General features: G+C 58.6%; 18 protein-coding genes. 5 read left to right on the top strand and 13 right to left on the bottom strand.

Features of this window, described 5'->3' with window-relative positions; all coding sequences use genetic code 11:
* The first annotated feature begins 6 nt into the window (after window positions 1-6).
* The 4 genes from NAT23_RS00810 to yacG are packed head-to-tail and all read left to right on the top strand — an operon-like array spanning window position 7 to window position 2,969.
* The gene (locus tag NAT23_RS00810; protein WP_251924665.1) at window positions 7-1,242 is read left to right on the top strand and encodes a type II secretion system F family protein; all 1,236 of its coding nucleotides are present in this window, start codon (window positions 7-9) and stop codon (window positions 1,240-1,242) included.
* A 30-nt stretch (window positions 1,243-1,272) separates the two neighbouring features.
* The gene (locus NAT23_RS00805) at window positions 1,273-2,133 is read left to right on the top strand and encodes a prepilin peptidase (RefSeq protein ID WP_251924664.1); all 861 of its coding nucleotides are present in this window, start codon (window positions 1,273-1,275) and stop codon (window positions 2,131-2,133) included.
* 9 nt (window positions 2,134-2,142) lie between these two features.
* Window positions 2,143-2,751: a dephospho-CoA kinase gene (coaE, locus tag NAT23_RS00800; protein ID WP_286009889.1), complete on the top strand. Its 609-nt coding sequence runs from the start codon at window positions 2,143-2,145 to the stop codon at window positions 2,749-2,751.
* Window positions 2,748-2,969, top strand: coding sequence for a DNA gyrase inhibitor YacG (gene yacG / locus NAT23_RS00795; protein WP_251924663.1), 222 nt, complete (start codon window positions 2,748-2,750; stop codon window positions 2,967-2,969). The genes coaE and yacG overlap by 4 nt, the downstream gene beginning before the upstream one ends.
* A 79-nt stretch (window positions 2,970-3,048) precedes the next feature.
* On the opposite strand, the gene NAT23_RS00790 is transcribed toward yacG, so the two are convergent.
* The 3 genes from NAT23_RS00790 to secA are packed head-to-tail and all read right to left on the bottom strand — an operon-like array spanning window position 3,049 to window position 8,043.
* Complete coding sequence (locus NAT23_RS00790) at window positions 3,049-4,008, bottom strand: Nudix family hydrolase (protein ID WP_251924662.1); 960 nt, start codon at window positions 4,006-4,008, stop codon at window positions 3,049-3,051.
* 50 nt (window positions 4,009-4,058) lie between these two features.
* Window positions 4,059-5,264, bottom strand: coding sequence for a bifunctional glutamate N-acetyltransferase/amino-acid acetyltransferase ArgJ (gene argJ, locus NAT23_RS00785; RefSeq protein ID WP_251924661.1), 1,206 nt, complete (start codon window positions 5,262-5,264; stop codon window positions 4,059-4,061).
* A gap of 31 nt (window positions 5,265-5,295) precedes the next feature.
* Window positions 5,296-8,043 (bottom strand): preprotein translocase subunit SecA, encoded by a 2,748-nt coding sequence (gene secA / locus NAT23_RS00780; RefSeq protein ID WP_251924660.1) that lies wholly within the window; start codon window positions 8,041-8,043, stop codon window positions 5,296-5,298.
* Window positions 8,044-8,543: 500 nt separating this feature from the next.
* Between secA and NAT23_RS00775 the strand changes: the two genes are divergently transcribed.
* A complete protein-coding gene (locus tag NAT23_RS00775) occupies window positions 8,544-8,948 on the top strand; it encodes a DUF721 domain-containing protein (protein WP_251924659.1) in 405 nt (134 codons plus the stop codon).
* A gap of 47 nt (window positions 8,949-8,995) precedes the next feature.
* On the opposite strand, the gene lpxC is transcribed toward NAT23_RS00775, so the two are convergent.
* The 10 genes from lpxC to mraY all read right to left on the bottom strand — a co-directional run bounded on the left by lpxC (window position 8,996) and on the right by mraY (window position 20,578).
* Entirely contained in the window at window positions 8,996-9,913 is a 918-nt protein-coding gene (gene lpxC / locus NAT23_RS00770; RefSeq protein ID WP_251924658.1) for a UDP-3-O-acyl-N-acetylglucosamine deacetylase, read from the bottom strand.
* A 148-nt stretch (window positions 9,914-10,061) separates the two neighbouring features.
* The gene (ftsZ, locus tag NAT23_RS00765) at window positions 10,062-11,240 is read right to left on the bottom strand and encodes a cell division protein FtsZ (protein ID WP_251924657.1); all 1,179 of its coding nucleotides are present in this window, start codon (window positions 11,238-11,240) and stop codon (window positions 10,062-10,064) included.
* Between the two features lie 43 nt (window positions 11,241-11,283).
* Window positions 11,284-12,570, bottom strand: coding sequence for a cell division protein FtsA (ftsA, locus tag NAT23_RS00760; protein ID WP_251924656.1), 1,287 nt, complete (start codon window positions 12,568-12,570; stop codon window positions 11,284-11,286).
* Window positions 12,571-12,802: 232 nt separating this feature from the next.
* Window positions 12,803-13,513 carry a cell division protein FtsQ/DivIB gene (locus NAT23_RS00755; RefSeq protein ID WP_251924655.1) on the bottom strand — a complete coding sequence of 237 codons (711 nt, stop codon included), beginning with the start codon at window positions 13,511-13,513 and terminating at the stop codon, window positions 12,803-12,805.
* Window positions 13,514-13,515: 2 nt separating this feature from the next.
* Complete coding sequence (locus tag NAT23_RS00750; protein WP_251924654.1) at window positions 13,516-14,442, bottom strand: D-alanine--D-alanine ligase; 927 nt, start codon at window positions 14,440-14,442, stop codon at window positions 13,516-13,518.
* Window positions 14,439-15,857 (bottom strand): UDP-N-acetylmuramate--L-alanine ligase, encoded by a 1,419-nt coding sequence (gene murC / locus NAT23_RS00745; RefSeq protein ID WP_251926188.1) that lies wholly within the window; start codon window positions 15,855-15,857, stop codon window positions 14,439-14,441. The genes NAT23_RS00750 and murC overlap by 4 nt, the downstream gene beginning before the upstream one ends.
* A 19-nt stretch (window positions 15,858-15,876) precedes the next feature.
* A complete protein-coding gene (gene murG / locus NAT23_RS00740) occupies window positions 15,877-16,956 on the bottom strand; it encodes an undecaprenyldiphospho-muramoylpentapeptide beta-N-acetylglucosaminyltransferase (protein ID WP_251924653.1) in 1,080 nt (359 codons plus the stop codon).
* Window positions 16,953-18,158 (bottom strand): putative lipid II flippase FtsW, encoded by a 1,206-nt coding sequence (gene ftsW / locus NAT23_RS00735; RefSeq protein ID WP_251589580.1) that lies wholly within the window; start codon window positions 18,156-18,158, stop codon window positions 16,953-16,955. Before ftsW ends, murG begins: the two co-directional genes overlap by 4 nt.
* Window positions 18,148-19,494 (bottom strand): UDP-N-acetylmuramoyl-L-alanine--D-glutamate ligase, encoded by a 1,347-nt coding sequence (murD, locus tag NAT23_RS00730; protein ID WP_251924652.1) that lies wholly within the window; start codon window positions 19,492-19,494, stop codon window positions 18,148-18,150. Before murD ends, ftsW begins: the two co-directional genes overlap by 11 nt.
* Window position 19,495: 1 nt before the next feature.
* A complete protein-coding gene (mraY, locus tag NAT23_RS00725; RefSeq protein WP_251589577.1) occupies window positions 19,496-20,578 on the bottom strand; it encodes a phospho-N-acetylmuramoyl-pentapeptide-transferase in 1,083 nt (360 codons plus the stop codon).
* Between the last annotated feature and the right edge of the window lie 11 nt (window positions 20,579-20,589).

Raw genomic sequence — 20,589 nt, 5'->3', positions numbered from 1 at the left:
CTTGTCATGGCACGTGCCCTCGCCCCACCCCGCAAGCCCGCCGAGGCCTTCTCCCAGTGGCAGTGGCGTGGCAAGAACGCCCGCGGCGAACTGCAAAAGGGAGTATTGGTGGCCTCAAGCCGCGAGGAGGCACGCGCGCAGCTGATCAAGCAGGGCATCATCATCAAGCAGCTTCAAAAAAAGCGCGCCTCCTTCGGCCTTGGGCAACGCGTGACCGGCGCCCACATCGCGCTCTTTTCCCGCCAGCTTGCCACCATGATTCGCTCGGGCATCCCCCTGCTTCAATCCCTCAACGCAATCGGTGAGAGCGCGACCAACACATCGCTTCGCCACATGATCAGCCAGATGCATCAGGACGTTTCCGAAGGCAAGAGCTTCGCTCAGGCTCTTGAAGCGCACCCCAAGCACATCGATGACCTGTTCGTGCATCTGGTGGCGGCTGGCGAGCAGGCCGGCGCGCTCGACACCATGCTCGAGCGCATCGCCACCTACAAGGAAAAGCTTCAGGCGCTCACATCGAAGGTCAAAAAGGCGCTGTACTACCCGGCGGCAGTCATCAGTGTCGGTCTAGGGGTCACGGCCATGCTGTTGATCAAGGTGGTGCCCCAGTTCGAAACCATGTTCAACGGCTTCGGCGCGGACCTCCCGGCGTTTACCCAGATGACGCTTGCGCTTTCTGAAATGGCTCAAACGTATTGGTGGTGGGTGCTGATTGCGGCAGCGCTGACGGTGATGGGCATTAAAACAGGCGTGAAGCGCTCTCCCAGGTTCGCGTTCGGCTGCTCAAGATTTGCGCTCGCGCTGCCGATTCTGGGCCCCATTCTGGAAAAATCGGCCATCGCCCGCTTTGCCCGCACGCTCGCCACCAGCTTTTCGGCAGGCGTCCCCCTGATCGATGCCCTCGATACCGCCGCGGGGGCCTGCGGCAGTCAGGTGTTTGAGCGCGGCATTCGAGCCATGCAGGAAGACGTCGTCAACGGCCAGACCCTGAACTTCGCCATGCGCAACACCGGCCTTTTTTCCGGCATGGCGCTTCAGATGGTCGCCATCGGCGAAGAAGCCGGCTCGCTGGACGCGATGCTCAACAAGGTGGCCGATTTCTTCGAACAGGACGTCGAAAACCGCGTCGACACGCTGACGTCCCTGCTCGAGCCACTGATCATCGTCGTGCTGGGCGTGATGGTCGGCGGCCTGGTTCTTTCCATGTATCTGCCGATCTTCGAGATGGGCAACGCCATGTAATGGCATTCACCCGACAGGTAACCGACATTCATGGACACATTGTCTCTTATGGGCTGGATCTTTCTGACACTTGCGGGCTTGTCGTTCGGGAGTTTTCTGAACGTCGTGATCAAGCGCCTGCCCGTCATGCTCGACCGCTACTGGCGGCGCGATGCGCGGGCAACGCTCAATCATCTGGGTACACTGCAGGAATCCCCGCAGGAGCCGCCGTCAAGACTGTCGCTTCTGTACCCAAGGTCTCATTGCCCGATGTGCAAGTCGCCGATTCGCTGGCACGACAACCTACCGCTGATCGGCTGGCTCAAGCGACGCGGGCGCTGCCGGGACTGCAACGGCAAGATCAGCTGGCGCTACCCTGCCATCGAGTTCGCATCAGCCCTTCTGGTCATTGCAACCATCGAACTGATGGGGCCAACGATTGGCGCACTTTTTGTAATCATTGCCCTTTTGATCCTGCTGGCACTGGCGGTCATCGACGCCGACACCCTGCTGCTGCCGGATGTGCTGACACTGCCGCTCCTATGGCTCGGGCTTTTGTATCACGTCCTGATCGACCCCAGCCGCCTGCAGGATGCGGTGCTCGGGGCGATGATCGGTTACGGCCTATTATGGGCGTTTTACTGGCTCTTCAAGATCGTCACCGGCAAGGAAGGCATGGGCTACGGTGACTTCAAGCTTCTGGCCGCGCTCGGCGCGTGGTGTGGCTGGATTGCACTGCCGATGATTCTGATGATCGCCGCCGGCAGTGGCGCGGTCATCAGCATCCTGATCCTTACACTTCGAGGTCAGAGCGTTTCCGACCGAGGCGTGCCGTTTGGCCCGTATCTGGCCCTGGCCGGGATGGCGATGCTGCTGTTCGGTGATACCCTTACAGGTCTTTATAGCCTGTAAGGACCGTTCATGACGATTACCATCGGTTTGACCGGCGGCATCGGCTCCGGCAAGTCGACCGTCGCCATACTGTTCGAAGCACTTGGCGTACCGTGGATCGATGCCGATCAGGTCGCGCGTGACATCGTCCTCCCCGGCGAGCCGGCACTCGAGGAAATCTCGGAACGCTTCGGGGCCGACATTCTCGCCGCGGATGGCACACTCAATCGTCGCGCACTGCGCAATGTGGTGTTCGACGATGACCAACGCAGAGCCGAGCTTGAAGCGATTACTCATCCACGCATTCGCAAGCGTTTGAAAACGTTTCTCGAGACGCCAAAGGCGTCACCGTATCAACTTCTGGTGTCACCGCTTCTGCTCGAAACCACCCAAAAAGCGCTGGTTCAACGCATTTTGGTGGTCGACACGCCAGAACCGCTTCAAATCGCCCGAACCACGCAGCGCGACAGTGTCGACGACGCGCATGTCCGGCGCATACTCGAGGCGCAAATGCCAAGAACGCAGCGTCTTGCCGCCGCCGACGATGTCATCGACAATCAGGGCGACCCCGATGCGCTGCGCGCACAGGTCAACGATCTGCACGCAACGTACCTCACACTCTGCGGAGCGACCTCATGAGCCAGACCACCGACACGCCCGCCATCAATGTACACTGCCCCCACTGTGGCACTGACGTTGCCTGGACGGCGGAAAATACCTACCGCCCCTTCTGCTCGAAGCGCTGCCGCTTGATCGACCTCGGGGCCTGGGCCAACGAAGACCATCGCATTGCCGGGGAACCCGCCATGGATGAAACCAATCTCGAGGATTGGCTTGATCCAGGCGAGCGCTTCTGACCGACACTCAATGCGCCACGCTCAAAAAAACGCCCGAACCATTGGTCCGGGCGTTTTTTATCGACGACTCGATGTGATTTTACGCGTCATCCTGGTCGGGCAAAAAGCTTCGAATCGATGCAACACCCTGGGCACCAACCGCACGTGCGCGGTCGATGTCATCCAGTGTGGTGCCGCCAAGTGCGTACACCGGCATGGCCGCGAACTCGACCATCTGCTGAAAGTCGTGCCAGCCGATGGTAACGGCGCCGGGGTGACTCGGCGTCTCCCGGATCGGCGACAGCGTCACGAAGTCGCAATCAAGCTGCGCGGCTTTCGAAAGCTGCTCGTTATTGTGCGTCGAAGCCGACAGCCACTTGTCCGGCCCAACCGGACGTTCCGTGGCCGCCATCAGATCATCGCTGGTCAGATGAATGCCATCGGCATCAACGTGCTCGAGCAATTCGGCGCTGCCATTAAGAATCAGGCGCGCTCCGTGCGCGCGACACAACGACAGCGCCTTCTGCGCGCGCTCGACAAAGTGCGACTCTTCAAGCGATTTGGCGCGAAGCTGAACCAGTAGACCGCCGCGGTTTTGCAGCGCATGCGAAAGCATTGCCTCGAACGCTTCGTCATCGTCGGTTTCATCGGTGATGACGTAGGCGTGCGGCAGACCGACCGCGCGAATGATCGGCACGTTGGCCGGCGGGAAGGGGTAGCTGAACAGCTTGTCGATATCGACCCAGCGCACAGCCTGCCCTTCACGGCCGTAGGGCGAGCCTGTATACCCGCGAACTTCCCAGACATCGAGCAGCACGAACTTGTCGGGGTATTCGTAATGCACTCGAATCAGCGGCTGGGCGCGCTCCACCGCAATACCGAGTTCTTCCTTGAGCTCACGCTTGAGCGCTTCCAATCCGGTTTCGTAGACTTCGAGTTTGCCGCCGGGAAATTCCCACAGCCCCCCCTGATCCGCTATCGATGGGCGCCTGGCCAGAAGCACTTGGCCCTGATCGTTGTAAATTGCCGCGGCGGCTACATGAACGCTACGTTTCGGCATTATCCGAAGTTTTCCTGTGGTTAATTCAACATCGGCCCTAAAAGGCGGGCTCAACTGCGATAATCGGCATTGATCGAGACATAGTCGTGCGACAGATCCGATGTCCAGACCCGCTCGGCATGCGCGCCGCGACCCAGCGCCACACGAACGGTAATTTCCTGCTCGGCAACGGCCTGGCTGCCGGCCTCTTCACTGTACCCGGCCGCACGCCCGCCGTGTTCAGCAAGGCGGACGCCATTGAGCTCAAGCACCACCTTGTCGACGTCCAGATCCGCGACCGGCGCCTTGCCCACCGCCATCAAAAACCGCCCCCAGTTGGCGTCGCTTGCGTACAGCGCGGTTTTAACAAGCGGTGAGTGCGCGATACTGAACGCAACCGCCAGGGCTTCGCCCTCGTTCGCGGCTTCCTCGACATCGATGGTAATGAACTTGGTCGCGCCCTCGCCGTCTCGGATAATCGCCTGAGCAAGTTCGGTCATGACCGCTTGAAGCGCATCCTTGAAGCGGGCCAGGCCTTCTGCATCAAGCGTTTGAGTGCGCTGCGTTGCCATAAGCATGCAGGCGTCGTTGGTCGAGGTGTCAGAATCGACCGTAATACGATTGAACGAACGAGTCGTGGTGTCACTTAGAAGCGATTGAAGCGTGTCGTGGTCGATACTTGCATTGGTGCCGACAAAGGCAAGCATCGTGGCCATGTTGGGGCAGATCATGCCTGAGCCCTTGGCGATACCGTTGATGTGAACGGTTTCTCCGTTGATCTCAAGCGTTCGGGTTGCGCCCTTGGGCCGAGTATCGGTGGTCAGAATGCCTCGACCAGCCGCCGCCCAGTGATCATTGCCGAGCGCATCAAGCGCCGCAGGCAGCGCCGCCTTGATGCGCTCAACCGGCAGCGGCTCCCCGATTACCCCGGTTGAAAACGGCAACACGTTGCCCACCACACCACCGGCGGCCTCGGCCAACGCCTCACAGCAGGCCCGGGCATCACGTAGCCCCCGATCGCCGGTCCCGGCGTTGGCGTTGCCGGTATTGATCACCAGCCAACGGGGCGCGTCATCGGCCAGATGCCGCTTGGCCACGTGTACCGGTGCGGCGCAAAAGGCGTTTTGCGTGAAGACGCCCGCCACGCGCGTGCCTTCGTCAAGCTCGATCACAACCAGATCGTCGTGCGAGGGCTTTTTGATACCGGCCTGGGCCACACCCAGTTTAATGCCATCGATGACCGGCATCTCGGGAAAATGCGCGCTACCTACTGCCACAGTGACCTCCTTGACTCTGTAAAAACGACGATCAGTTCAACCGACCATGACACTGCTTGTACTTCTTGCCAGACCCGCAGGGGCAAGGATCGTTGCGACCCACCTTGGGCTCTGTGCGACGAACGGTTTCCTGAGCGGTCTGCTCGGCGCCGGCGATGGCCTGTTCGTCAAGCGCAACATCGTCCTCGACGTCTTCGGCATACTCGTTTTCAAGCGTCATTTCGCTGGCGGCCTGCTCTCGTTCGAGCGTTTCCTTGCGGCTGCGCTCGAGCTCATCGACGTCATCAGGCTGACGTACCTGCACATGGCTCAAGATACGGATAACGTCGCTTTTGATATTTTCAAGCAGCGTCTGGAACAGCTCGAAGGCCTCGCGCTTGTACTCCTGCTTCGGATTTTTCTGAGCATACCCACGAAGGTGAATACCGCGACGCAGGTGATCCATCGACTGAAGGTGCTCTTTCCAGCGCGTATCCAGCACCTGCAGCATGACCTGCTTTTCGAAGCGGCGCATCACGTCCGCGCCGACGGCGTGCTCCTTGGCAGCAGAAGCCGAGCTCAGCTGGGCGTGCAGGCGTTCGCGCAGGAGCTCTTCATGGAACTGATCGTCGTCCTTGGCCCATTGAGTCACGGGCGCATCGAGATTGAACTCCTGGGCAAGCGTGTCCTGCAGCCCGTCCAGATCCCACTGTTCCGGCAGGCTCTGAGGAGGCACATGGCGAGAAATCGCGCCATCGAGGACTTCGACACGCAGCGCTGCAATGTTTTCGGAGACGTCATCGGAGTTGAGCACATCGTCTCGTTGCTCGTAGATCACGCGACGCTGGTCATTATTGACGTCATCATACTCAAGCAGCTGCTTACGGATATCGAAGTTACGACCTTCGACTTTCTTCTGCGCCCGCTCGACGGCGTTGGATACCATCTTGTGCTCGATCGCCTCGCCTTCTTTCATTCCGAGCGCGCCCATCATGCGTTGAACGCGGTCAGAGCCGAACAGACGCATAAGGTTGTCCTCGAGCGACAGGAAAAAGCGGGTCGACCCCGGATCCCCCTGACGGCCGGAACGTCCGCGAAGCTGGTTGTCGATACGGCGTGACTCGTGACGCTCGCTGCCGATCACATGCAAACCGCCCGCCTCGATAACGGCGTCGTGGCGCTCGCGCCAGGCCTGTTTGACGGTGGCCACCTGCTCGTCACTCGGGTTATCGAATTTTTCCAGATCGTTCTGCCAGCTGCCGCCCAGAAGAATGTCCGTGCCGCGCCCGGCCATGTTGGTCGCAATCGTGATTGCCCCGGGCCGACCGGCCTGAGCGATGACTTCGGCTTCGCGGGCGTGCTGCTTGGCGTTGAGCACGTTGTGCGCGACGTCCTGCTTGCGCAGAAGCTGAGACAGATACTCGGAACTCTCGATCGAGGCCGTACCTACAAGCACCGGGCGGCCTTTTTCAACGTTTGCCTTGATGTCTTCGATGATGGCGTTGTACTTGTCGATGGTGGTCATGTAGACCAGATCATTGCCATCCTTTCGCACCATCGGCCGATTGGTCGGAATGACCAGAACGTCAAGGGTATAGATCTGACGGAATTCGAAGGCTTCGGTATCGGCGGTGCCGGTCATGCCGGAAAGCTTGGTGTACAGGCGGAAGTAATTCTGGAAAGTGGTCGAGGCAAGCGTCTGGCTTTCCTTTTGAACCGTGACCTTTTCCTTGGCTTCCACCGCCTGGTGCAACCCTTCGGACCAACGGCGGCCCGGCATGGAGCGCCCGGTATGCTCATCGATGATCACGATTTCATCGTTGGACACGATGTAATCGACGTCGCGCATATACAGATGCTGGGCTCTAAGCGCCGCATGAACATGGTGCAACAGCCCCAGATTCTGCGCGGCGTACAGAGAGTCTTCCTCGGCCAGAAGCCCGGCTTCACGCATCAACTCTTCAACGCGCTGGTGGCCAAGCTCGGTCAGCTCAACCTGCTTCTGTTTCTCATCGAGGGTGAAGTGGCCGCTTTCCGGGTCTTCTTCATCGGTACAGGCTTCCAGATTCGGAATCAGACTGTTGATTCTCGAATACAGGTTGGTGTCTTCATCCACCGGCCCGGAAATGATCAACGGCGTTCGCGCCTCGTCGATCAGAATCGAGTCAACCTCATCGATCACGGCAAAGTTCAGTTTTCGCTGAACCTTGTCTTCAAGCGAAAAGGCCATGTTATCGCGAAGATAATCAAAGCCGAATTCGTTATTGGTGCCGTAGACGATGTCGCAGGCATAGGCCTGACGTTTTTCAAGCGGTATCTGGCCTGAATAGACCACACCGACCGTCAGGCCGAGAAATTCATACAACGGGCGCAGGGTTTCGGCATCACGGGTAGCCAGGTAATCGTTGACCGTGACCACGTGGACGCCCTCACCTGACAGCGCATTGAGATAGACCGCAAGCGTTGCCACCAGCGTCTTGCCCTCACCGGTCTTCATCTCCGCGATCCGGCCTTCATGAAGGGCCATACCGCCGATGAGCTGAACGTCGTAATGACGCATTTCCATCAGGCGGCGTGTGGCTTCCCGAACGGTCGCAAAGGCCTCGGGAAGCACCTTGTCCAGTGATTCACCGTCCGCTACCCGAGCGCGGTATTCGTCGGTTTTTGCCCGTAGCGCAGCATCATCCAGTGTCTTGAAGGACTCTTCCTTTTCGTTGATCGATGCAACGACCTTGCGCATGCGCTTGAGTTCGCGCTCATTCTTGCTGCCTACAAACTTGCGTACTAAACCGGTGAACATCCGTTTGTCCTGTCTTGATAAAATCGTAAAGGCGTTAAATGGGCATGAGCATGCGCTGCGGCGGGCCTCTGCGAGACAGAAGAGTCATATCATGTTCAAGGCGCCACACTGTAACCACGTGAGTGATGTTCGAGCTCAAGCACGTTTTTGAGCTGCAGCGAGGCCGGGTATTCTTACTCGGATACCGCGTAGCATGCGTCTGCCTGGATGTTGCCAGCGCAGAAACGAGCGAGGCGTAGATACCGAATGTGCTCGTCATATCACAGGCGTCGGTGCCACGCGTTCGAGCCAGTCCAAACGGCAGCAGACACCCGAACAACAAGCTGGCGAGCCAGGCGGTTCGACTACGACTCAGGGCGCAGAGATGGCTGTCAGAAAACCCTCGGAACATGATAGATTGCTATGATCTCTCTTAAGGCAATAGGGCCATGAGTATAAAGGCTAAGAACCGACGCGCCCAGCCCGCGTCTCAATTGATGTCGACACATCAGCGCGGACCCATGGCGCTTCTGATGAAAAAAGCGCATTTATTGGGCCTCATTCAAGATGAGCTGGAAACTCTGTTGCCGGATGCGGCCAAGGGGCATGTTTTCGTTGGTGGGTATTCAGAAGGCCGCTTGACGCTCATGACCAACCGCGCCGCGCATTTGACGTGGCTTCGTTACGAACAACTACGGTTGCTGACGCACCTTAAAAAGATCGCGGGGCTCGAAGCGCTCATGGGTTTCAATCTAAAGGTCCGCCCGATCAGGACATTCACTCCACCCCCGGCTCAGCCACGCCGTATGGATGAACAGGCTGCGGCCAATCTCAAAGCCTGTGCGGAGGAAGTAAGCGATAAGCGCTTGAGGTCATCACTCGAACGCCTGGCTAAACGCGCCGAAAACTTAGACGACTCCTTATAAAAAAACGCCGGCATCAGCCGGCGTCATAAAAGGGTCACGTTTACCGTTTACACTGCGAATGCAGGTGAGGTGTAGGAGATCGGGGACGCTGCTTCTTCTTCATTTTCGAAGGTGACCATTTCCCAGGCATCGGTTTGCTTCAACAGCTCGCGAACCAGCTGGTTGTTAAGCCCATGACCAGATTTATAGCCACGGAACTCTCCGATCAATCCATAGCCCATCTGATAAAGATCGCCAATCACATCAAGGATCTTGTGCTTGACGAACTCATCCTCATAGCGAAGACCTTCCTCGTTCAGAATCCGGTAATCATCGACAACGATGGCATTATCCAGGCTTCCACCCAAAGCAAGATTACGCTCGCGCATGGTTTCAAGATCCTTCATGAAACCGAAGGTACGGGCCCGGCTCACTTCCTTGACAAACGACGTGGTCGAAAAATCGATGCTGGCTGTCTGGTTCTGCTTGGCAAATACCGGATGATCGAAATTGATGGCCAAGCTGACCTTGAAGCCATTGTGCGGAATGAAACTTGCGTACTTGTCACCGTCGGAAATGGAGACTTCCTTGGTGATACGAATAAACTTCTTCGCTGCGTTCTGCTCGGCGATACCAGCCGACTGAATCAGAAACACGAACGGGCCTGCACTGCCATCCATGATGGGCACTTCAGCGGCACTGAGTTCAACGAATACGTTATCGATTCCAAGCCCGGCAAGTGCCGACATCAAATGCTCGACAGTTGCTACACGTACATCGCCATCGACCAGGGCAGTACACAGCGTCGTATCCTGCACGTTTTCAGGATGCGCCTTGATATGGACCGCAGGCTCGAGATCGGTACGTACGAATACGATGCCGGTATCCACGGGCGCCGGGCGCAGTGTCAGATATACCTTATCGCCCGAATGCAGACCGACGCCGGTTGCACGAATTGTATTTTGTAGTGTTCTTTGAGAGATCATAGGTGAGTGACCCACTTTGGATTCAAACGGTTGTTTACCATGTTATCAGGATGCCCGGAGAGTCACAACGAACACTGTTCGATAAAATGTAATTAAACTTATCCGTTCATAGCGAAACGCCCCGCAATGCGGGGCGTCAGGCCTTTACTCAATCGGCTTTACGCCGCAAAAAGGCAGGAATATCAAGATAGTCATCCAACTCGCTCGATGATTTCTGACGCTTTCTGGCCGCCTCGTCCTCTTTCTCACCGCGATCACGATCAGTCGTACGAGCGGCAGTCTGTGACTTGCGGTAATCGCTTGCCTCACTGCGACGAGCAGAGCCTGCGGACGCAGAGGTACGCTGCGAGACACTGCTGCGCTGATCAGCACCGTCCAGACCCGCAGCCACTACCGTGACCCGCAACTCATCGGACATGTCCATATCGATCGATGTACCCACCACGATCGTTGCATCCTGAGAGGCAAATTCCTGAACGGTCGCACCGACATCATTGAATTCACCAATCGACATGTCAGGGCCCGCTGTGATGTTGACCAGAATACCCTTGGCACCATTGAGATCGATGTCTTCCAGAAGCGGAGAGCGGATTGCCTTTTCAGCAGCTTCCCGAGCGCGGTTTTCACCCGTCGCGGTTCCAGAGCCCATCATGGCCATGCCCATTTCGGACATGACGGTTCGAACGTCGGCAAAGTCGACGTTGATGATGCCTGGGCTGGTGATAAGCTCTGCAATACCCTGAACCGCCCCCAGCAGCACGTCATTGGCCGCGCTGAACGCCGTAAGCAGGCTTGCGCTCTTGCCGAGCACCGTAAGCAGCTTTTCATTGGGAATTGTGATCAGCGAATCGACGTGCTCGGAAAGCTCCTTGATGCCTTCCTCAGCCACTTTCTTGCGCTTGGGGCCTTCGAACGGGAACGGACGCGTAACGACCGCCACGGTCAGGATTCCGAGTTCCTTGGCGACCTGGGCAACGACGGGCGCACCGCCTGTTCCGGTTCCGCCACCCATGCCGGCTGTGATGAAGACCATGTCCGCTCCCTGCATGAGCTCGGCGATTCGCTCACGGTCTTCCATTGCCGCCTGACGGCCGACCTCGGGGTTGGCGCCTGCACCAAGGCCCTTGGTGATTTCCGTGCCCAGTTGCAATACGGTCTTGGCCGCGACACGCTTGAGCGCCTGAGCATCCGTGTTCGCACAGATAAACTCGACGCCTTCGATGTTGCTTTCCACCATGTGGTTGACGGCGTTACCACCGCCGCCACCGACACCGATCACTTTGATGACGGCGCTGCTGGAAGGTGCATTATCGACTAGTTCGAACATGAGTCCCGTCTCCTGTGACTATCACGGATAGCCCCTGAAGTAGTTAAAAGTTTCCTTTGAACCAGCGTTTCACTTTCTCCATGGGAGAAAGCTCATCCTGAACCTGGTTGCGTTCGGTCGGATACTTGCGCGATGGCTGCTCGCGAGGCGGTCGGCGCGGCGACCCGTTCTCCGAATTCGCCTGCTTGATGCCGTACTGCAAAAGCCCGACCCCGGTCGAATAGATCGGGTTTCTGACCACATCCGCGAGACCGCGAACGTTTTGAGGGCATGCAATACGCACCGGCATATGAAAGATTTCCTCGGCCAGTTCTGCCACGCCTTCCATGCGCGATGTACCACCCGTCAATACAATTCCCGCAGCGACCAAATCCTCGAAACCACTGCGTCTTAATTCCTCGCGTACCAAGGTAAAAAGTTCTTCATATCTCGGCTCGACCACCTGAGCCAGTGCCTGGCGGGAAAGGTCCCGAGCCGGGCGATCCCCGACGCTTGGCACTTTGATCGTTTCATCATTGCTGGCCATTTGAGTCAGCGCGCAGGCGTATTTAACCTTGATATCTTCAGCATATTGCGTTGGCGTTCGAAGCGCCATGGCAATGTCGTTGGTCACCTGATCGCCTGCAATCGGAATGACCGCAGTGTAGCGAATGGCGCCTTCGGTAAACACCGCGATATCGGTCGTACCACCACCAATGTCTACCATGCAAACACCGAGTTCACGCTCGTCCTCGGTCAATACCGCGTGACTTGAAGCCAACTGCTCGAGAATGATGTCATCAACCTCGAGATTGCACCGGTGAACACACTTTTCGATGTTCTGGACGGCATTGAGGGCGGCGGTTACCAGATGAACACGCGCTTCCAGTCGAACGCCCGACATACCGAGAGGCTCACGAATCCCTTCCTGGGTGTCGATGGCGTATTCCTGAGGGAGCACATGCAGGATGCGCTGCCCTTCTGAAATCGCTCTTGCCCGAGCTGAATCAATGACGCGCTCGATGTCGTAGGGCGTTACTTCGCGCTCTTTGATCGCAACGACACCGTCGGAATTCATCGAACTGATGTGACTGCCTGCAATACCGACATACACCGAGTGAATGTCGCAGCCGGCCATCAGCTCGGCTTCCTCGACAGCACGCTGGATGGACTGGACCGTCGACTCGATATTGATCACGACGCCCTTTTTCATGCCGCGCGACGGATGGGAGCCAATACCTACAATTTCAAGACCGCCGTCGTCAGAAGGCTGTCCGACAATGGCAACCACCTTGGATGTTCCGATATCCAGCCCGACAACCATATTGGATACGTTAGGTTCTCCTGCCATAGGTCGGGCTTACTCCTTATCCAGCTCATTGCAACAATTAAAACACCAAGACGCACCATCATCCGATGATAAATGCGCCAAATACAACATATATTATGTCGAGAATACGGCGATTAACGTCTGAAAGAAATACCTTTAACCAAACCAAGCGTATAATTTAACGCAATTACGCAGCTTTTTACTTAAGTTAATACAATGGTTTTAAAAACCGTAAAGTACTAATTCTTAAAACTTATCCGGCAGTCGCACTGGTACCGTGCCAGGACACGGCGATTCCATTTGGATAACGCAGGTCTATGTAGCGAATATTCGAACTTCGATTTTTCAAATCACGCTGCCAGGCGGCAATAAATCGCTTGAGTCGTTGTTCGCGATCCGTACGACCAATCATTACCCAAAAATTGTCATTTATTTGAAAACGCCACGCACCGCGAGGCTCCAATCGAAGCTGCGAGATCGACATATCAAGCGGTGCCAACGTGCTCTTGAGGTCCTCGAAATACGACACCACCTCCGAACCACTGCCTGGAGGCCCGCCTAGATGAGGAAGATCCCCTGCCGTTTTGACCCCGCGCATATTGAACGCCTTACCGTCGCGGTTAAGCAGCTCACCGTCCTGCCAGTAGGCAATGGGGCGCTGCTCGGTCAGGTGAAAGACCAGCGTCGACGGCCAGCGTCTCGAAATCTCGGCGCTTTTTATCCAGCTGATCGAACTGGCTTCATCCTTCAACGCATTAAGATCGACCGACAGCCAGGTCTTGCCGCGCACCAACGGCGTCAGCCGCTCATTGAGATAATGCTGATCGATGTGCGCCAGATCACCTCGGATCGCGATACGCGCAACCGGCTTATCGAGCCAGAGCCACAGCGTTCGACCGCCCGCGCCGATCAAGGCAACGATCAAGACCAGCCCGAGCAAACGATTGGACACCACACCCGCCATGGCTAGGCCTCGCTCGCAAGCGTCGTCGCCAGCACACGACACACCAAGGCATTGAAATCGATACCTACATGATGTGCGGCTTGAGGGACAAGACTATGGCCGGTCATGCCGGGCGAGGTATTGACCTCGAGCAGCCAGAAGCCCCCGTCGTAATCACGCATGACATCGACCCTACCCCACCCTTCACAGCCGATGGACTCAAAAGCCTGTACGCTGAGCGTCGAAAGACGCTGCTCGACATCGGCGTCGAGACCGCACGGCAGGAGATAGCGCGTCTCATCGGAGAAGTACTTGGCCTCATAATCGTAGAACCCGTCCGGCGCGACCACACGAATCGCGGGCAGTGCCTGGCCATCAAGCACCGCGACCGTATACTCCTCACCTTCGATGAAGCGCTCGGCCATGACCTCATGGTCAAATTTCAGGGAAGCCTCGAACGCAGCTTCCAGCGCGCTCTCATCGCGCACGATGGTAAGCCCGAGCGTCGAGCCTTCATTGACCGGCTTGATCACCATCGGAAGCCCGATCCGCTCACTTAGAGCGCGCCAATCCGTATCGAGCGTCAAACGCTCGCTCAAGGGCGTTGGCAATCCTTCTGCCGCCCAGACCCGCTTGGTACGCATCTTATCCATACCGAGCGCCGACGCCATGACCTTGCTGCCGGTATAAGGAATGCCCAAAAGCTCGAGTGCGCCTTGGAGCGTGCCGTCTTCTCCGCCGCGACCATGAAGCGCAATGAATACCCGGTCGGGTTCGAGCGCCATCAGCCCCGGCAAGCCTTCGGCAAAATCGTAGCCAATGACGTCGACGCCCTGAGCCTCGAGCGAGGCCAGCACGGCCTTGCCGCTCATCAATGAAACTTCACGCTCCGACGACGTGCCGCCGTAGAGCACCACGACTCGCCCGAACCGGTTCACATCGTCGGTCATGACACGTTCTCCTTCTCGAAGTTCAACTGACAGCGCGCAAGCGATGCGCTGATGCCACCGATATCCCCCGCCCCCTGGGTGATGAGGATATCGCCATCACGCAAGACGTTTGAAAGAAGCGTTGCAAGCGCCGTCTTGTCTTCAACAAATACCGGATCGATCTGACCGCGCTGGCGGATCGACCCAGCCAGTGCCTTGCTGTCTGCCCCGGCAATTGGGACCTCACCCGCGCTGTAGACGTCCATCAACAAAAGCGTATCGGCCTTGGAAAGCACACGCACGAAATCCTCGTAAAGATCGCGCGTCCGGCTGAACCGATGCGGCTGATAAAGCATGACCAACCGGCGGTCGGGCCACCCTTCACGCACAGCCTTGATGACCATGTCGACTTCGCGGGGATGATGGCCGTAATCGTCCACCAACATCACACGCTCACTGCCCGCTCGTCCCGGAAGCTCGAATTCGCCATGCACCTGGAATCGTCGCCCGACCCCCTCGAAGCTTTCAAGCGCGCGCAAAATGGCCGCATCGGACACACCCGCATCACACGCAACCGCAATGGCTGCCAGCGCATTCAACGCATTGTGCTTGCCAGGCATGGCAAGGCAGACCGGCAAAGGCTCACCCGCGGGCCGCTGAACTGTGAACCGAACCACACCGGCCTGCTGGGTGAACTCGGTAATCCGATAATCCGCAGCCTCATCGAAGCCATACGTCACAAACTGACGCTGAATGCTCGGCATGAGTGCCTTGAGCACCGGATCATCCAGACACAGGATAGCCAGCCCGTAAAACGGAAGGTTATGCAGGAATTCGATGAACGTGTCCTGAAGGCGCTGGAAATCACCGTCATAGGTTGCCATGTGATCGGCATCGATATTGGTCACGATCGCCGTCATCGGCTGCAGATGCAAAAACGAGGCGTCTGATTCATCGGCCTCGGCCACCAGATAATCACCTTCACCGAGGCGCGCATTGGTTCCAGCGCTGGTCAGACGGCCACCGATCACGAAGGTCGGGTCAAGCCCGCCCTCGGCCAGAAGCGTTGCGGTAAGGCTGGTGGTCGTGGTCTTGCCGTGTGTGCCGGCAACCGCGATGCCGTTTCGAAACCGCATCAGCTCAGCCAGCATTTCGGCCCGACGCACGACCGGAATACGGTGTTCGCGAGCGTAGGCCACCTCGGGGTTGGTCGGGTCGATGGCCGTGGACACCACGACCACATCCACCTCATGGGCGTTCGCGGCTTCGTGACCAATATAGACACGGATACCACACTCGCTCAGGTGCTGAGTGACGGCGGACTCCTTGACGTCACTGCCGCTGACCTCAAACCCTTGTGTGCACAGCACTTCAGCGATGCCGCACATGCCCGACCCGCCGATGCCGATAAAATGGATCCGACGAATGCGGCGCATGCCGCTGCGTGAGGGATGATTACTGCTCAAAACCGATCTCCATGCATTGCTGAGCCATGCAGGCCATGGCGTCGAGTCGAGCCTGTGCCCGCGCGTTGCGGGCCATTGTCGATAGTGTGTCCGGCACCAGTAGCGCCGTTAATTGTTCAGAGAGTGCCTCGGGCGTCAGTTTGTTCTGGCGCACCATGACGGCCGCGCCGTGGTCGGCCAGAAACCCTGCGTTGATCGCCTGATGATCGTCGACCGCATGCGGAAACGGCACCAGAATCGCTGGCATCGCCGCCGCCGCCAGCTCCGAAACCGTCAGCGCACCCGAGCGACAGATCATCAGATCGGCCCACGCATAGAGCGCGGCCATGTCATCGATGAACTCGACCACCTCGGCCTCGACGCCGGCGGCGGCGTAGGCCTCGCTTGTGACGGCGCGCTTGTCCCGGCCGGCCTGATGCCGCACCTCGGGTCGAACATCCGGCGCCAGCTGGCCAAGTGCCTGTGGCACGACCTCATTGAGCGCCTTCGCGCCGAGAGACCCACCGGTCACCGCCACGCGTAGCGGCCGGCCCTCATAGAAAGTAGCCTCGCGGGGCGTGCGTCCGACCCGCTCGATGTCATCACGCACCGGGTTACCGACCACCGAAACATCGCGCTTGCCGGGAAAGGCCCCTGGAAACGCCGCATAGGTGCGTGTAGCAAGGCGCGCCAGGCACTTGTTGGTAAGACCCGCGATGGCATTTTGTTCATGTATGACCAGGGGCACGCCCACAAGCTTTGCCGCCACACCGCCCGGACCACTTGCAAAGCCGCCAAGGCCAATCACGATGCCGGGCTTGAGTGTTTGAATTACCTTTCGCGCCTCGGCGATGGCGGCCCAGAGCTTATAGGGCGCTTTCAGCCATTCCGCCGCACCATTGCCTCGAAGGCCTGAGACCTTGATGTGATGCAGGGTATAGCCCGCCTTTGGTACCAGCGTGTTTTCGATGCCACGGGGGGTGCCAAGCCAGTGCACATCTACGCCCCGTTCCGACAGCGCCTTGGCAAGCGTCAGTGCTGGAACAACGTGGCCGCCAGTGCCGCCAGCCATGATCAGGGCCCGCTTCATTGACTGGCCTCCCGGGGCGCCCGCTTGACCGGGCGCTGATTGCGCCGCTTGACGTCTTCGGCGATGCGCTTGCGCGCTCGGGTTTCACCGTCCACGCGGAGCAAAAGCCCTACCATGATGCCACTGATGATCAGGCTCGACCCGCCGTAGCTTAACAGCGGAAGCGTCAGACCCTTGGTCGGCAGAAAGCCAACGTTGACCGCAATATTGACAAACGCCTGCGCCGCGAAGATCAAGCCAACACCGTAACAGACGTAGGCCGAAAACAAGCGCTTGGACGTCTCCGCAGTCCGTCCGACCACGAACGCTCTGTAGATCAACACGCCAAACAGGGCAACGACCCCGACCGCACCGGCCATTCCCAGTTCCTCGGCCAATACAGAGAACACGAAGTCGGTATGGGCCTCAGGCAGATAGAAGAGCTTCTGGACGCTATTGCCAAGCCCGAGCCCCTCCCAGCCACCGCGACCGAACGCGATCAGCGCCTGGGTAAGCTGATACCCGCTGCCGTACTGGTTGGCCCAGGGGTCAAGAAAGCTTGTGATGCGCTGCATGCGGTAAGGTTCGGCCACGGCCATCATCGCACCAAGCGCGATCACCCCGCCTGAAAGCAATACAAAACGCCAGAGCGACGCGCCCGCCAACAGCAGTACACCCATGGTGGTCGACAGCAGCACGACCGTGGCGCCGTAATCCGGCTCCATGATCAAAAGCGCCCCAAGCCCGAAGGTCAGGCACAGCGGCGCCAGAAATCCCCACCAGGTATGTCGTACCCGAGTCAGGTGCCGCTCGATGTAGCCACTCAGGTACACCACCAGACACAGCTTCGCGACTTCAGAGGTTTGAAGGTTGATCGGGCCGAGCGAAATCCAGCGCCGGCTGCCGTTCACCTCGCGCCCGACAATCAGAACCGCCGCGAGGAGAATCGCTGCAATTAACAAAAGCGTTGGGCCATTACGACGCCACCAGGTCATGGGCACCCGCATGGTAATAAAGGCCGCACTGGCCGCGATCAACACGTAAATGCCGTGGCGAATCGAATAATAATACGCATTACCGGTCTGACTGGTCGCGATCTCGGTCGAGGCCGAGGTCACCATGATCCAGCCGATGGTCAAGAGCGCGATCGCCGAGCACAAAAGCCACCCGTCCACGACATGGTGCTCGGTCGACAGACGCTGCTCCCAGGTTTTAAGTCCCATCGTTGTCTCCTTCCAGCACCAGGGCTCGAAACGCCTCGCCACGACGCTCGAAATTGTCGAACTGATCAAGGCTTGCACAGGCCGGCGACAGCAGCACCACGTCACCGGGTTCAGCGCGGCACCTGGCCCGCTCATGCGCCGAGGCAAGATCGTCGACAACCTCGACCGGCACCGCAGGGGACAGCGCGTCGGCAAGCAACGCCCGATCGCGCCCGAACGCGATCACCTCGCCCCGGCCATCAAAAGCGCTCGCAAGCGGCGAAAAATCGGCCCCCTTGCCAACGCCGCCGGCCAGCACGATCAATCGCCCTGCAAGCGCCGGCAACAAGCCTCTAATGGCGGCAAGCGTTGCGCCAACATTGGTGCCTTTTGAGTCGTTGATCCAGCGAACGCCCTGGCGCTCGGTCACAAGCTCCATGCGATGCGGCAAGCCCTTGAACGTTGCCAGCACCTCGCACATTGTTTCGACCGGCCACCCCATGGCGTCACCGATCGCAAGCGCCGCCAGGGCATTGGACAGGTTGTGCTGCCCCTGAAGACACACCTGACTGGCCGCCATCAACGGGCGAGCGCCATGCATCAACCAAAGCTCCCCCTCGTGCAGCGACAGCCCCCACTCGTTCGACGACGGCACCTGAGTGGTGAACACACGACACGGGAGTTCGCGGGCCGGAGCCGTCAGCGCGTCGTCCCGGTTGACCACTGCCTGAGTAGCTGACTCGAAGATGCGCTGCTTGGCGGCGTTGTAGCCCGCCATGGTGGCATGACGGTCCAGGTGGTCTTCACTGAGATTCAAATAACAGGCCACATCGGCGCCGAGATCCGCCGTGGTTTCAAGCTGAAACGACGACAGTTCAAGTACGTAGGTATCGGCGTCCTCGAAAAGATCCAGCGCGGCGCGCCCGAGATTGCCACCCACGCCGACCCTACCGCCAACGGCGCAGGCCATTTCCCCCACAAGCGTGGTGACCGTCGACTTGGCATTCGACCCGGTGATGGCGATCAATCGAGTCGAGCGGCCACAGGCGCGCCGAGCCCGAGCAAAGAGCGTGAGCTCTCCGATCACGTGCGCGGGAAGCCCCGGCGTGGTCGGCGCAACGCCTGGGCTGATCACGACCTCACGCGCACGCTCAAGCGAAAGCGCCTCAAGTGGCCCGGTCAAAAGGGGCACCTCGGGAAACTCGCTGCGAAACGCATCCCGCCCTGGCGGCACGAGTCGCGTATCCGCCATGACGAACGGCTCGCCCTGGCGTCTCAAGTGCCGCGCAATGGCAAGTCCCGACACCCCAAGCCCGACCACGACGGTCTTGCCGTCGACTGAAACGGCGTGCTCCATGTCAGCGCACCTTCAACGTTGCAAGACCCAACAGCACCAGGACCACCGTGATGATCCAGAACCGCACGATGACGCGCGGCTCCGGCCACCCTTTCAGCTCGAAGTGGTGATGAAGCGGCGCCATGCGAAAGACGCGTCGACCGGTGGTCTTGTAGGAGGCGACCTGAATGATGACCGACAGCGTTTCAGCCACGAAAATGCCGCCCATGATGAACAGAACGATCTCCTGACGGACGACGATTGCCACCACGCCGAGGGCAGCGCCAAGCGCCAGTGATCCCACATCGCCCATGAACACCTGTGCGGGGTAGGTGTTGAACCAGAGAAACCCAAGCCCCGCGCCAATAAGGCCACCGCAGAAAACCGCGAGTTCACCGGCCCCCAGAATGAAGGGGATATGCAGGTACTGGGCAAACACCGCGTTGCCGCTTAGATACGCGAACACGGCAAGCCCCATCGCCACCAGCACAGTGGGCATGATGGCCAGACCATCGAGACCATCGGTCAGATTGACCGCGTTGGAGCTGCCAACGATCACCAGATAGCTCAGCAAAATGTAGAATCCGCCGAGGGGAATCACGATCTGCTTGAAAAACGGCACGATCAGACTGGTTTCCACCGGTGAGCTCGCGGTGGCGTAGAGGATCACCCCGGCCGCCAGACCAATCAGGGACTGCCAGAAATACTTCCACTTGGCCGGAAGCCCGCGGGGGTTCTTTTCAATGACCTTGCGGTAGTCATCGACCCAACCAATGGCGCCGAACCCAAGCGTCACCAAAAGCACCAGCCAGATGTAGTAGCTGCCAAGATCACCCCATAAAAGCGTCGTGATCGCGATCGACACCAGAATCATCGCCCCGCCCATGGTCGGGGTACCGGCCTTGGACAAATGCGACTTGGGGCCATCGTCACGCACGGCCTGACCGATCTGTCCCTCGACAAGGCGCCGAATCAGGTACGGGCCGAACCACAGGCAGAGCAGCAATGCCGTCAGCGTGGCCAGCAGAATGCGCAGTGTCAGATAACCGACGACGTTGAAACTGGTATTGAACTGCGCCAGCAGTTCACTCAGAAAAAGCAGCATGATCTATTTAC

Source organism: Larsenimonas salina (assembly GCF_023736155.1).
In the GTDB taxonomy this organism is placed as follows: Bacteria; Pseudomonadota; Gammaproteobacteria; order Pseudomonadales; family Halomonadaceae; genus Larsenimonas; species Larsenimonas salina.
This window is presented reverse-complemented; position numbering and strand designations above follow the sequence as displayed.

Coding starts and splice junctions, on each gene's coding strand:
- NAT23_RS00810 (WP_251924665.1), top strand. CDS start 7: ATGGCACGTGCCCTCGCCCCACCCCGCAAGCCCGCCGAGGCCTTCTCC.
- NAT23_RS00805 (WP_251924664.1), top strand. CDS start 1,273: ATGGACACATTGTCTCTTATGGGCTGGATCTTTCTGACACTTGCGGGC.
- coaE (WP_286009889.1), top strand. CDS start 2,143: ATGACGATTACCATCGGTTTGACCGGCGGCATCGGCTCCGGCAAGTCG.
- yacG (WP_251924663.1), top strand. CDS start 2,748: ATGAGCCAGACCACCGACACGCCCGCCATCAATGTACACTGCCCCCAC.
- NAT23_RS00790 (WP_251924662.1), bottom strand. CDS start 4,008: ATGCCGAAACGTAGCGTTCATGTAGCCGCCGCGGCAATTTACAACGAT.
- secA (WP_251924660.1), bottom strand. CDS start 8,043: ATGTTCACCGGTTTAGTACGCAAGTTTGTAGGCAGCAAGAATGAGCGC.
- NAT23_RS00775 (WP_251924659.1), top strand. CDS start 8,544: ATGGCGCTTCTGATGAAAAAAGCGCATTTATTGGGCCTCATTCAAGAT.
- lpxC (WP_251924658.1), bottom strand. CDS start 9,913: ATGATCTCTCAAAGAACACTACAAAATACAATTCGTGCAACCGGCGTC.
- ftsZ (WP_251924657.1), bottom strand. CDS start 11,240: ATGTTCGAACTAGTCGATAATGCACCTTCCAGCAGCGCCGTCATCAAA.
- ftsA (WP_251924656.1), bottom strand. CDS start 12,570: ATGGCAGGAGAACCTAACGTATCCAATATGGTTGTCGGGCTGGATATC.
- NAT23_RS00755 (WP_251924655.1), bottom strand. CDS start 13,513: ATGGCGGGTGTGGTGTCCAATCGTTTGCTCGGGCTGGTCTTGATCGTT.
- NAT23_RS00750 (WP_251924654.1), bottom strand. CDS start 14,442: ATGACCGACGATGTGAACCGGTTCGGGCGAGTCGTGGTGCTCTACGGC.
- murC (WP_251926188.1), bottom strand. CDS start 15,857: ATGCGCCGCATTCGTCGGATCCATTTTATCGGCATCGGCGGGTCGGGC.
- murG (WP_251924653.1), bottom strand. CDS start 16,956: ATGAAGCGGGCCCTGATCATGGCTGGCGGCACTGGCGGCCACGTTGTT.
- ftsW (WP_251589580.1), bottom strand. CDS start 18,158: ATGGGACTTAAAACCTGGGAGCAGCGTCTGTCGACCGAGCACCATGTC.
- murD (WP_251924652.1), bottom strand. CDS start 19,494: ATGGAGCACGCCGTTTCAGTCGACGGCAAGACCGTCGTGGTCGGGCTT.
- mraY (WP_251589577.1), bottom strand. CDS start 20,578: ATGCTGCTTTTTCTGAGTGAACTGCTGGCGCAGTTCAATACCAGTTTC.